13 protein-coding genes are annotated in these 12,718 nt (G+C 39.9%); 4 read left to right on the forward strand and 9 right to left on the reverse strand.

Features of this window, described 5'->3' with window-relative positions; all coding sequences use genetic code 11:
- Nucleotides 1–7: 7 nt before the first annotated feature.
- On the reverse strand, nucleotides 8–568 hold the full coding sequence (locus IEV36_RS03365; RefSeq protein ID WP_005257994.1) for a TetR/AcrR family transcriptional regulator: 561 nt from the start codon (nucleotides 566–568) through the stop codon (nucleotides 8–10).
- A gap of 448 nt (nucleotides 569–1,016) precedes the next feature.
- On the opposite strand from IEV36_RS03365, the gene IEV36_RS03370 reads away from it, so the two are divergent.
- Nucleotides 1,017–1,871, forward strand: coding sequence for a hypothetical protein (locus IEV36_RS03370; RefSeq protein ID WP_004772586.1), 855 nt, complete (start codon nucleotides 1,017–1,019; stop codon nucleotides 1,869–1,871).
- 172 nt (nucleotides 1,872–2,043) lie between these two features.
- A complete protein-coding gene (locus tag IEV36_RS03375; protein WP_004772587.1) occupies nucleotides 2,044–2,499 on the forward strand; it encodes a DUF441 domain-containing protein in 456 nt (151 codons plus the stop codon).
- Between the two features lie 78 nt (nucleotides 2,500–2,577).
- Here IEV36_RS03375 and IEV36_RS03380 read toward each other — a convergent pair whose 3' ends face one another.
- On the reverse strand, nucleotides 2,578–3,498 hold the full coding sequence (locus tag IEV36_RS03380; protein WP_005257996.1) for a LysR family transcriptional regulator: 921 nt from the start codon (nucleotides 3,496–3,498) through the stop codon (nucleotides 2,578–2,580).
- Between the two features lie 396 nt (nucleotides 3,499–3,894).
- Here IEV36_RS03380 and IEV36_RS03385 point away from each other — a divergent pair, with 396 nt between their 5' ends.
- Complete coding sequence (locus IEV36_RS03385) at nucleotides 3,895–4,587, forward strand: epoxyqueuosine reductase QueH (RefSeq protein ID WP_032863925.1); 693 nt, start codon at nucleotides 3,895–3,897, stop codon at nucleotides 4,585–4,587.
- Nucleotides 4,588–4,642: 55 nt separating this feature from the next.
- Here the strand turns inward: IEV36_RS03385 and IEV36_RS03390 are convergent, their stop codons facing one another.
- On the reverse strand, nucleotides 4,643–5,434 hold the full coding sequence (locus IEV36_RS03390; protein ID WP_032864053.1) for a DUF4198 domain-containing protein: 792 nt from the start codon (nucleotides 5,432–5,434) through the stop codon (nucleotides 4,643–4,645).
- A 189-nt stretch (nucleotides 5,435–5,623) separates the two neighbouring features.
- Between IEV36_RS03390 and IEV36_RS03395 the strand changes: the two genes are divergently transcribed.
- Nucleotides 5,624–6,844: an MFS transporter gene (locus IEV36_RS03395; protein ID WP_005257999.1), complete on the forward strand. Its 1,221-nt coding sequence runs from the start codon at nucleotides 5,624–5,626 to the stop codon at nucleotides 6,842–6,844.
- 12 nt (nucleotides 6,845–6,856) lie between these two features.
- Here the strand turns inward: IEV36_RS03395 and IEV36_RS03400 are convergent, their stop codons facing one another.
- The 6 genes from IEV36_RS03400 to IEV36_RS03425 all read right to left on the reverse strand — a co-directional run bounded on the left by IEV36_RS03400 (nucleotide 6,857) and on the right by IEV36_RS03425 (nucleotide 12,458).
- Nucleotides 6,857–7,474 (reverse strand): DUF2238 domain-containing protein, encoded by a 618-nt coding sequence (locus IEV36_RS03400; protein ID WP_032863926.1) that lies wholly within the window; start codon nucleotides 7,472–7,474, stop codon nucleotides 6,857–6,859.
- Nucleotides 7,475–7,571: 97 nt separating this feature from the next.
- Nucleotides 7,572–8,525, reverse strand: coding sequence for a siderophore ABC transporter substrate-binding protein (locus IEV36_RS03405; RefSeq protein WP_005258001.1), 954 nt, complete (start codon nucleotides 8,523–8,525; stop codon nucleotides 7,572–7,574).
- Between the two features lie 9 nt (nucleotides 8,526–8,534).
- Nucleotides 8,535–9,299 carry an iron ABC transporter ATP-binding protein gene (locus tag IEV36_RS03410; protein ID WP_005258005.1) on the reverse strand — a complete coding sequence of 255 codons (765 nt, stop codon included), beginning with the start codon at nucleotides 9,297–9,299 and terminating at the stop codon, nucleotides 8,535–8,537.
- On the reverse strand, nucleotides 9,290–10,246 hold the full coding sequence (locus IEV36_RS03415; RefSeq protein WP_005258007.1) for an iron chelate uptake ABC transporter family permease subunit: 957 nt from the start codon (nucleotides 10,244–10,246) through the stop codon (nucleotides 9,290–9,292). The genes IEV36_RS03410 and IEV36_RS03415 overlap by 10 nt, the downstream gene beginning before the upstream one ends.
- Nucleotides 10,236–11,192, reverse strand: coding sequence for an ABC transporter permease (locus IEV36_RS03420; protein WP_005258009.1), 957 nt, complete (start codon nucleotides 11,190–11,192; stop codon nucleotides 10,236–10,238). The genes IEV36_RS03415 and IEV36_RS03420 overlap by 11 nt, the downstream gene beginning before the upstream one ends.
- A 282-nt stretch (nucleotides 11,193–11,474) precedes the next feature.
- Nucleotides 11,475–12,458 carry an ion transporter gene (locus IEV36_RS03425; protein WP_005258010.1) on the reverse strand — a complete coding sequence of 328 codons (984 nt, stop codon included), beginning with the start codon at nucleotides 12,456–12,458 and terminating at the stop codon, nucleotides 11,475–11,477.
- Between the last annotated feature and the right edge of the window lie 260 nt (nucleotides 12,459–12,718).

Genomic DNA, 12,718 nt, shown 5'->3' on the forward strand with positions numbered 1-12,718 from the left:
TGAGTGATTATGCAGCATCTAAATGTATCAATCGCTCAATATAATACCAACACTCTTCAATCTCAGCATGATCTTTATTAACCTTTGCATAGGAAGTCATTCCATCCAGAATATTAATATACATGGCAGTTAATACATGAGGCTGATAGACCTGAGCCTTTACAAACAACCCCTCAACCAATGCCATTAACCATTCACGATACTCCATGATTGGTCGAATAATTGAAGGATATTGTTGTAATATTTCTAATGAAGCTTTTTGAAACATACAGCCGTGAAAATCATCTGAATTAAACCAGCCCAAATGCCAAAAATAGACTGCTTTAATTTTACCCAAATAGTCATCTTCTTGTTTGAGGTTAATTTCTGTTTCAATAGCTTCTTGAATGCTTTTGTTCCTTCGAGACAGACACTCTTCAATCAGGTTCTCTTTAGAGGGAAAGTATTTGTAGAAAGTCATTTTGGCAACACCTGACTCACTAATAATTCGATCCACACCTACAGAACTGTAGTTATGACGGTTAAAAAGGTCTAGAGCCGTTACAATAATATCTTCTTTTTTTGACATTTTATTATCCTTTTAGAATTCTATCAAAAAACTTAACGTATTATTAAGACATAGTTTACATGCTGGAAATTTCTGGCCACTATGTATGTTTATCTTATTTTAAGAGCATTATAGAAAAGTCGAATTTTCTTTATTGTTCCTCTTATAGGGTATGAAAAAAAAGGCTTATACACAAGATCATTTGTAAAAAAATCTTTCTATTTTTTAAATAAAAGAATATACCGTGAATCATTTCACCTTTTATTTACAGTTAAGTTAAATAATAAACTTTATTGCCATTTTTTAGCCGTCTTAATAAATTGATTTCACAAAAAAATCATTTTATATTTAAATCATCCAATAAAAAGATGTTTGGTTGTACCAATAGTTATATCCATAATCAACCAAAGAAAATCTAACTAAATAATTGGAAAAGCAATAATATTATTAATTCATCGAGTACAAGACTATGCCAAAAAAATTTGAAAACTTTGATAACCCAAGACAGAAAGCTATTGAAGGAATGAAGAATAGTATTTCTACAGACGTATGGAACAAGAATTTGAACTTTCTGAACAAATTAAGAGCAGAAATTTCAAATCATCCTGTTTCGAGACATCCTGCCATTCAACTTTTAAATGACGGTGTAATTGACAAAGAGGCACTAAAACATATTCATCTCGAATATCGACATGCCATTGTTCAGGTATTTACTGATGCTTTGCTGATGGCACAATTCCAAACTAAACAATTAGAACCACGCTTATTATCGGGTTCAAAAATGTTTCCACGGTTTTTATTAAACCTGAATATTCTGGATGAATTTGGTTTCCGACCTGGTCTGGATCAGGAAGGCTATTATTCTGGTAACCCTGAATACGCGCATTATCCATTGTTCGAAGAGGTTCTCAATGACTTCGAATTGAGCCAGTCTGAACGCAATGACTATCAACCTTCGCTAATCGCTCAACGTGTGCGTAACTATCTGGAGAACTCGTTTAACAGCTATCAAGCCGTTTCTGCTTTGCTTGCTGTGGCAGAAGAAGAAGTGATTTTATTCAGTCCTGCTTTACGTCAAGCGACCAAAGCGGTTGGTTTTGACGTGGATAGCGGCTATTACTATGTTCATGGTGTTTCACATGATGCGACCGCAGAAGCAGCTGATGATGACCATGAAGATGATTTGTGGTTTGTTCTGGCACAAGCCTGCGTTGAGTCTGAATATGATTCAATCCGTCAAATCTGTCTTGAATACTGTGATTTATGGGAACAGTTCTGGGATGAACAAATTGCATACTACGGAAGCTTTAAAAAACTGGCCTAACTTTCTCAGGAAAAGCCATTTCTAATTTTGGAAATGGCTTCCTTTATTTTAATAAATTTCAACTATTTACATTATTAAAACTCAATCATAAGAGAAGAAAAAAGCCCTTTTTAAAATAAACCTCGATAAATTACGATATAATTCAACTTTATTTCCCTCTCCATGCCCTGCGATGTTCTCACAATTCGATATTAATTTAGTGGTTCTGCTTGTCTTATTAGGTTGCGGTATCTTTAGCCAAAACACGGCAGTCACGGTAGCAGCCGCTTGCCTGATCTTGGTCAAACTGACACCTTTAAACCAGTTTTTTCCTTATATTCAGAATCATGGTTTAAATATCGGTATCATTATCCTCACTATTGGCGTACTCGCTCCGATTGCAAGTGGCAAGATCAGTGGTGAAAGCATCCTTAAATCATTTATCAGTATTAAATCTTTGGCTGCAATTGCCGTTGGCTTATTGGTTGCATGGCTAGGAGGCCGCGGAGTCAAGTTGATGAGTAATCAGCCTGATGTCGTCGCAGGGCTTCTGATCGGTACCGTTGCAGGTGTTGCCTTATTGAGAGGTGTTCCCGTCGGCCCACTGATTGCCGCAGGTATTTTGTCTTTGCTGATTGGGAAATCTTAGAACATTTATGATCTGCTTAATCGCCTCATAAAAATAAAGGTAGCCGATTGCTACCTTTATTTTTTAAATTAACTTTAATTAATTTTCGTAATACACAGCACGCATCTTGGAAAATTTTTCAAGCTGCTTGATGAAACCTTCAAAATAATTCTTCTCTTTATCCTCTACCCGATAGCCCGCATACAAAGTACGTCTTAGACCTTCTGGTGCTACACAGTCTAGACGGCGGCTTACCACCCAGCCTTTTTGCTCATATTCATTCACCACCCAATCTGGTAAAGCTGCAATACCACGCCCACTTGCCACCAGTTGAATCAGCATTTGAGTCAGATCCGTGGTACGAATGTGCTTCGGATATACATTGGCAGGAATAAACAGATGCGCCATGATGTCTAAACGATGCTTATCAACAGGATAAGTGATCAGGGTTTCTTCGGCCAGATCCTGCACGCTCACCTGCTCGGCACGTGCCAAAGGATGCGTACTAGAAAGAACCAAGCGTGATTCATATTTGAAAATTGGAAAATATTCAATTCCCTTCAAGGCAATTGGATCGGCTGTGATCAATAAATCAAACTCGGAATTTTGCAACAGCTCATGTGGATTAGACTCAAAACCAGCGGCAAAATCCAAATCTACATCTGGATATTGATGACGATATTGATTCAACAACGGCATCAGCCAGTCAAAACAGCTATGGCATTCCGAAGAGAAAATAATTCGTCCCGTCTGCCCATGCACGATACGGGTAATATCGGTCTGTGCAATCTGAACTTGCGGCAAAACGTCATCTGCCAGTTTAAGCAAACGCTCCCCGACATTGGAAAAGCTGACAGGGCGACTACGGCGATTCACCACTTCTACCCCATACCAATGATCAAGTTCTTTTAATTGATGAGAAATTGCAGACGGTGTCAGGCATAAATCAGTTGCCGCAGCGACCAATGAACCATGTTCTCTTAACGCAAGTAATGTTTTTAAATGACGGAGTTCTAGCACAGCAACAACCAAAATTGAATTTATTTCATCTTAACATAAAATTAATTAGCAAGTCTCAACATGAATTTAATTTCAATCATTTCCTATACAATGAAATTTTCTAATTTAAACAATGTATATTTTTTAATAAAATTAATAATCCTAATCTCAAGGAAAAAATTTATATGACCCCTCATCCTAAGTCTCCCTAAGGGAGAAGGAACTTTGGACACCAATTTTTTGCCAATTATTGATTATTTTTCGACTTTTGAAAAAGCTCTACTCAACCTTAAATGATGAAACAAGGAAAAAGGTTTTAGGCTTTAAAAATTTTCAGCTTGAACTGAGAATATTTCAGTTAATTCAAACGTTTTACCCATTTAAAACTTTTACAATATAAAATTATTTTTATAGACCATGTCGCCTATGACCCGTCAAAGTCAAAAGACGCTTGAACGCCAAAAACTCAGCTTACCCGAAGGACATGACAAGTTACTGCTGCACTCATGCTGTGCGCCATGTTCGGGGGAAGTCATGGAAACCCTGATTGAATCAGGTATCGACTTTTCGATCTTTTTTTATAATCCCAATATCCATCCGGTGAAAGAATATTTGATTCGTAAAGAAGAAAATATCCGTTTTGCCGAGAAGCATAATATTCCCTTCATCGACTGTGACTACGATACCGACAACTGGTTTGCACGCGCTAAAGGCATGGAAAATGAACCTGAAAAAGGCATTCGTTGCACCATGTGTTTTGATATGCGTTTTGAACGGACTGCCCTCTACGCATATGAACACGGTTTTAGTTTGATCAGTAGCTCTCTTGGGATTTCCCGTTGGAAAAACATGCAGCAAATTAATGATTGTGGGCTACGTGCTGCTGCACATTATCCAGATATTCAATATTGGGATTATAACTGGCGCAAACACGGTGGCGCAGTGCGTATGCTGGAAATCAGTAAACGTGAAGAGTTTTATCAACAGGAATATTGTGGTTGCGTCTATTCACTCAGAGATACCAATCGCTGGCGTATGAGCAATGGTCGTGACCGAATTCAACTGGGTGTGAAATTTTATAGCAATGCAATGGATGATGAGTCCAATTAATAAAAATGAAATCGAAATAAAAAGGCTAATTCTAGTGAATTAGCCTTTTCACATCTTAATTTACAGCAACACTGATAATGCTATAGAACTGATTGCTTGGCTTTTGTTTCACATCCACCGTTTCACTCACTTCAATCAAATACTCAGCAGCTTTTGGAAATAACAATTCAGCACTGCCATCCGCCGCCGTTTTCAAGCTGATTCCTTGCTTATCAGTCGCACCTTTAGCACGAATCACCACCTCGGCATTTGCTAAAGCTTTATTGGCTTTCGATACTTTAATTTTTACTGCCTGATTGGCCTTCAACTCGTTTGGATGCGTTAAAAACTCAACCTGAATCGGTGCTGTACTCGCTTGAACGGGAGTATGTTTTTCTTTACTTACATAAGTCAATAACGTCCATTCGCGCGTGATTTCTACTGGGCTAATTTTTTTAGTTTTTAGATCCGCAGGAATTACAAAATCACGCTCAGCTTTTGCAGGTGCTTTATCTGCTGGCATATCAAAGAACATTTTCCATTCTTTTTGATCTTGTACGTATTTCAATGGGTAAGATGCCTTGGTCTGGATGAGATAAGTGCCCGCTTCTGGCAATTTCAAATCAAACACTGTCGCTGAACCAAGTTTGGAATCAGCTTGAATGCTGGTTTTGGTCTTATTCGGCGCAGTGATCTCAAACTTTGCATCTTTCAACGCATATTCACTGTTTAAGGCTTCTTCTGCATAACCAGAAATAATCGCCACTTGTGTTTGTTCAGTTGTATAGGCAATTGGTGCAACATACGGTTCATGTGCAGCGCTATAGCCAGAAACAAGTAGCAATGAACTGATTAATAATTTTTTCACTTTTCCACCCTGAAAGTTGTCATCTAAATATGTATGTTTTGCATTATACATAAATGAAAATAATTATCATTACATAATATCTTTTTTGACCTGAACTTATGCAGAGAATGAGATAAAAATTATGTGCTGTTTCACTTTTCTGAATGCGACTCGAATATAATACGGCGGTACTTTTAGACTCGAGATATTATGTCCTCGCCAAGCTCTCCCTTGCACACATCTCCCTCACACAATTATTCCCTATTTCTGGTTATTTTTTCATTGGCTGTCGGTAGTTTCTGTATTGGAACAACTGAATTCGTCGCTATGGGTCTGATTCAGGAAATCGCCACGGACTTAAATGTCAGTGTTCCTCATGCAGGTTATTTCATCAGTGCTTATGCGCTTGGGGTCATGGTCGGTGCGCCGATTATTGCCATCCTTGGCGCAAAAGTTCCGCGTAAGACATTATTGCTATGCCTGATGCTTTTTTATGGCTTAGCCAATGCAGCGACAGCTTTTGCCACAACGCCAGAAACCATGCTGGTATCCCGTTTTATTGCAGGTTTTCCACATGGCGCTTACTTTGGTGTAGCGGCGCTGGTTGCTGCTGAACTGGCAGGCAAACAACGTCGTGCTACTGCGATTGCCCAAGTGATGATGGGCTTAACTATTGCCAATGTAATTGGTGTACCCATTGCCACATGGCTCGGTCAGCAATTTGGCTGGAAAGCAGGATTCGAATTTTCTGCGGTGATTGCGTTTATTACCCTGATTGGTGTTGGCTTATTTGTTCCGAATATTCCTTTGCAAAAGAGTGCAAGTATCAAGGCTGAATTGGCAGGTCTAAAAAATATCAATATGTGGCTAACACTTGCGGTCGGCGCAATCGGTTTTGGTGGCATGTTCTCGGTGTATAGCTATGTTTCACCGATTCTGACGGAATATACTCATGCCAATATCAGTGTCGTGCCGATTGCTTTAGCAATTTGGGGCATAGGCATGGTCATTGGTGGTCTGGTTGCAGGTTGGCTGGCCGATAAGAATTTGTTTAAAACCATTATCGGAATTCTGATCAGCTCTGCGCTCGCCTTTGTCGCAGCCAGCTTTATGATGTCCAATCTTTATACCGCGATTGCAGCTTTATTCCTGATTGGTTTTACCGTGATTGGTTTAGGCGGTGCCTTACAGACACATCTCATGGATATTGCTGGCGATGCACAAACTCTGGCAGCGTCTCTCAATCATTCAGCATTTAACTTGGCTAATGCTCTGGGTGCATTCTTAGGTGGATGGGTACTCAGTCATAATATGGGCTGGTTAGCACCAATCTGGGTTGGTTTTGTCTTAAGTTTGGGTGGTTTGGCTATTTTATTAATTGCGCTGGCTTATGCCAAATATTCACAAAAAAATGAAATTGCTGCGTCTTAATAGCAGTTTCATTTACTCATCTTCATGCATTAAATTTGCAATCTGTCGATCATGCCACTTTGATAACAATAATAAAGCCATGATCGACCCAATCAAGGCAAAAAACATATCTGATTGCGTATCCCACTCATCCCCTTGAGTTCCGAGGAATTCTTCTGTTCCCTGTCCCAATAACAATGCTGCAGCCCACTCGATCAATTCATAGGTCGCACTAATTGCCAACACAATACAAATTACAATAAAGCTCAGCATTTTGCCTTTGGCTAAAATATGGTTTCGAATCAATATTTCACGAGCTACCATTGCTGGCACAAAACCCTGCATAAAATGCCCAATCTTGTCGTAAGGATTACGATCCAAACCAAACCATTCTGCAATTTCAAAACCGAAAGGCACACGCGCATAGCTATACGCTCCACCAACAATGAGTACAATGGCATGACAGAAAATAAGTACGTACAGCAAATGGGTGAGTGGAAAAGTTTTATAAGTGACAAATAATAACGGTATCGCAATCAGCACGGGCGTGACTTCAAGCCACCAAGTGGTACGATCAAAAGGCTGGATCCCTGAAATGACCAATAGAATGGCTAGAATCGCAGTACCCAAGCTTAATAAAGAAATACGCATCATTTTATAAAAGTATTGATCTCATTATTTATATCATCATATAAAAAACCCGCGGAAAGTCCTGCGGGTTTTTGTTATAAAATCGGCAAATTAGATTTTATTTCACGGCATCCGCAACTTCTTTAAGCATGGCTTTCATGCCGCCCAAGCCATTATTCATCAAATACCAATTACTCGAATCCAGATAAACAATATTGCCGTTTTTCGCAGCTTTGGACTCATTAATAATCTTGTTATTCAATACGCGCTTTGCACCTTCCTGATTTTCAGTAATTGCTGCACCACGATCAATCACAAACAGATAATCTGGATTTTTCTGGGCAATAAACTCATGCGATACCGCCATACCATGCAATCCCACCTTGATTGAAGGATCGGCTGGGGTAAATCCATACAGGTCATGAATATTACCGAAACGCGAACCTGGACCATAGGCAGCAATCTTGCTGTTATTCACCAGAATTACCAAAGCCGTTTTACCTTTGGTCTTATCTTTTAATGCAGCAATATCTTTTTCCAAGCTTTGTAATTGCTGTTCTGCCTCAGGCTTCTTGTCCACCATTTCAGCAATATTCAAGGTTTGCTGTTTAAAAGAATTGAACTGATCGTTGTAATCCACATCGACAAAGTAAGTTGGCGCGATCTGCTTGATTTGACCCACCAGATTTTCCATGCGGCCACTCATCAAGATCAGTTCAGGCTGACTGGCTGCAATTTTTTCCAGATTCGGTTCTTTCACAGTCCCTACATCCAGATATTTACCTTCACTGAAATTTTGTAAAACTTTCGGTAACGGCGTTCCTTTTGGTAAGGCAACCACTTTATCGTCCGCGCCCAAAGCATGAATGGTATTTAAAGCACTGGTATCCAGTACAGCAATACGCGATAAATTCGCTGGAATGGTAATCTGCCCTGCCTTGCTGTTAAAACTTAAGGTTTCATGTGTAGCAGTAGTATTACTGTCCTGATTTGCCGAAGGTGTGTTGGAATTACCACATGCAGCCAATGCCACACTCAGCATCATGACTGGCAATGTTTTTTTGAAACGCATAACGAACTCCTAACTAATAAAATACAAACCTAATTTATGTTGTTGAACCTGCTGGATCGGAATATGGAAATCGAAAATATCTTGCAGAATATGTTCATCCATCAACTGTTGTGGATGCCCTTGATACACCAATTCACCTTCTTTCATAGCAATGATGTGATTGGCATAGACAGAAGCAAAGTTAATGTCGTGAATCACTACAATGATAGATTTGCCATGATTCTCGGCCAAATCTTTTAAGACCCGCATAATCTGTGAAGAATGCTTCATATCCAGATTATTTAAGGGTTCATCGAGCAAGATATATTCGGTGTCCTGTGCCAGAATCATGGCGATATAGGCGCGTTGTCGCTGCCCACCCGACAATTCGCTGATTTGTCGGTGGCGTAAGGCTTCCAGATCCATATAGGCAATTGAGCGATCAATTACCTCACGGTCTTCTTGAGTTAGGCGACCTTGTGAATAGGGAAAACGACCGAAAGCAACCAGATCCTCAATACTGAGGCGCAGCTCGGTGTGGTTAGATTGCTTTAAAATCGCCAGTTTTTTGGCAATGTCAGCACTTTTCATCTGTTGCAGATCTTGCCCATCCAGCAAAACTTGGCCTTGATCTGCTTCAATTAAGCGGCTCATCATCGAAAGTACTGTACTTTTACCTGCACCGTTTGGGCCAATAAACGCCGTAAACTGTCCTTTGGCAATCGTCAGCGAAAGCGCATTTACTACACGCTGCTGTTGATAGCTTTTACTTAAATTCTTAAGCTCTATTGCCATTTTTTATTTTCCTTCAATAAGATCCAGAAGAAATAAATTCCACCGACAAAGTTAATAATCACACTGAGCGTTGTTTTGAAATTCAGTACATGCAGAACCATGAATTGCCCAAGCATCAGACAAAGAATACTGACCAAAATAATGCCAATCAGTAAGATGTGATGTTGATGAGTCTTGAACAGTTCTAAGGTAATGTTGAGAACCAATAAACCGAGGAACATCATTGGGCCAGCTAACGCTGTTGCAGAAGCCAGTGCCAATACCACAAGGATTAACAGCAAGCGGCTGGTCTTGTCATAATCCAGCCCTAAATTCAGCGCATGATCACGCCCCAGTGCCATCACATCGAGCTTGTGATAATGCTTCAGGCTGTAAAATAAAATTGGCACAATGGTCAGCAAGGATAGCCCCACTGTTTCCATTTTCACGACATTAAAACTGGCAAAACCAGCGTAGGCTGCAATCTGAAATTCGTCGGGATCCAACAAAACCTGAAAGAACGTAGTCATGTTGTCGAATAAAGTCGAGCAAATCAGACCAACGAGCAGGAGGAAATAGATATTTTGCTGTGCGACTTTCTGGAAAATAAACCGATACAGCAGCAAGGCAAAGGTCACCATTAACAGCAAACTGATCAGATAATCAGTGACAAAGTTCAGTGACAATAACGTACTGGCACCAAAGAAATAGATAATCGCCGTCTTGGAGAGTTCGTATAACTTATCTAATCCTAGCGCCTGTGGTGTCACTACCCGATTATTCACAATAGTATGGAAAACCAAAGTCGAAACACCGACCGCCACACCCGCCACGATAATGGCAGCAACCGTTTTTAAGCGTAGATTCAAGGCATATTGCCATGCCACACCTAAATTCCAGCCGAGGTACAGTGCAATCGTTGCAATTACCAACACAGCCAAAACAATCAGCTTGGTTTTATGAGGCATAACGATATCTCCTGAGTAGCAACCACAGGAAAATCACGCTTCCCACTACACCCATAATCAGGCTCACAGACACCTCATAAGGGAAAATTACCACTCTGCCAAATACATCACAGAGCAGAACCAGCAAAGCACCTAACAATGCTGTATGCGAAAGCGTTCTACGGATATTGTCGCCCAGATACAGGCTCACCAGATTCGGTACAATCAAACCAAGAAATGGAATCGCACCCACAGTGACAATCACCACACCCGTAATAACCGAGACCAGTAACAGGCCAATAAAAAGAGTCTGCTTATAATTCAGTCCAAGATTCGTCGCAAAATCCTGCCCTAATCCAGCCAAAACAAAACGATTGGCAAAGATATAAATCAGAATCAGAACGGGCACGCTGAGATAAATCAGCTCATATTGACCATTTAAAATGGTGGAAAAGTCCCCTTGCAACCAGCCTGCCAAGTTCTGTAATAAATCCAGTTGCAGCGCAATAAAGGTGGTAAATGCTGAAATGATACTGCCAAAAATCATCCCCACCAGTGGAACAAAAACCGTATCACGATGCTTTAAAGTCGCCAGAATACTCATAAATGCCATCGCACCAATGAGCGTTACGACAATCGCAAAACCAGTTTTAATAAAGATCGAAGCACTTGGCAGTAAAATAATCGAAACCAGTACGCCTAAACGTGCACAGTCATATAAACCTGCAGTAGTTGGAGAGACAAAGCGGTTACGACTTAGCGACTGCATAATCAAACCACAGACACTCAGACCTGCACCCGCCACAATAATCGCCATCAAACGGGGTAAACGACTGGTCCAGAACAACTGCCAGTCTTGAGGATTGCCGACCCAGAGACCAGCAAGGCTCATCTCTCCCACACCGACAAATAAGGAAATAAATGCCAGCGGAAGCAATAATAAAATCAGGTAACGCCGCTTAATCATGTTGGGAGAACTTCATAGGATGCGTAAACTTAAAATAAGCTTAAAAAATACAAAACAGATAATAAGAAACTATCACAAACGAGAAAGATTATTGTTAACTTTTTTAAATGGATTTTAATCTCTGTTAAGTAAAACTTAACACTTAAAGAATTTTCTTTTGGGGTATAAAAAGCGCTAAGTACTAACACACCTCAGTTATAGCGCTCCAAAATTGTTCAGATTTGAAAATGATTAGGAACTTGAGCTTAACCCTGCTCTACATTTTTATAATAAATCTTTGAATTATTCAGATAATTTCTCACCGCAATGTGGACAGAAGCGATAATGCTTTTTTTCCTGCTCTTGGTCTTCAAGTAATTTTTCTCGAACCAGCTGAATGATAATTTCATGGGTTTGTTCCTTAGGCAAACCGACTTTCTTGCGAATCCGTTCAATTTCCACTTGGTCATGTAATAGATCCAGTCCTTTCGCTTGTAGAACTTCACGAAACTCCTGTTCAAGACGCTGATTTCGCATATTCAATTCATTGGCTAGACCTGAGGCCAAAATACCTGCTGGTAAAGCAGCAATCCCCACCCCGAGAATGGTAATGAATGCTCCTAATATCCGCCCCAAATTAGTTACAGGTGTCACATCTCCATAGCCCACTGTGGTCAGCGTTACTACCGCCCACCACATCGCTTGAGGGATTGAACTAAAGGCGTCAGGCTGCGCTTTATTCTCAACCACATAGATTGCAGATGCTGTCATCACGATCATAATCACCAAGATAAAAATAACAGCTTGGAACGAGCCTTTTTCTCGTTGAATGACCCGTAAAAGAATTTGTAGTGACACAAAATAGCGTGTCAATTTCAATAAACGGAATAGTCGTAATACCCGTAAGAAACGTAGATCGAGATGTACGAAGAAGTTTAGATAAGCAGGTAAAATTGCCATTAAGTCAATAATTGCACCGCCACTTCTCATCCAGCGGAGACGCTGTTTCCAAGCGCTCTCTTGAGGGTTTTTCTCAACAATACTCCATAACCGTAATAGATATTCACCACTAAAAATTATGATCGAGAGATTTTCAAAAAAATCGAAATAGACACGATATAGCTTATAAAACTCATTCACCGACTCAAGCAATACCGCTGCAACATTGCCAATGATCAATGCGATTAAGAGATAATTCACACAAGTACTGACGCTACTTTTATAGTCATCGTTATGTAGGTTGTTATAAACAAATCGTCTTAATTGTTGCCATGAAAATTGAGTCATACCGTATTTATTTTTCGATCAAGCAGTTTAAAAATGTAGCACGTTGACTGTGTTTTTAATAAGAAATTTTGTTGGGAACCTCATTTTTACTGCATAAAATAAAATCATTTGCCAAATCATTGACCTATCTCACGCGGTTTCAACAAAACTCTCTTTGAATTTTGTGGCCTCATTCACCGATAATAAAAGCTTAGTGGTTATTTCTTTAACGATTCATTCATAAAGAACTATAAATTTTATTAAACCCGTGACAACAAGGG

This window comes from Acinetobacter vivianii (genome assembly GCF_014635885.1).
Lineage (GTDB): Bacteria > Pseudomonadota > Gammaproteobacteria > Pseudomonadales > Moraxellaceae > Acinetobacter > Acinetobacter vivianii.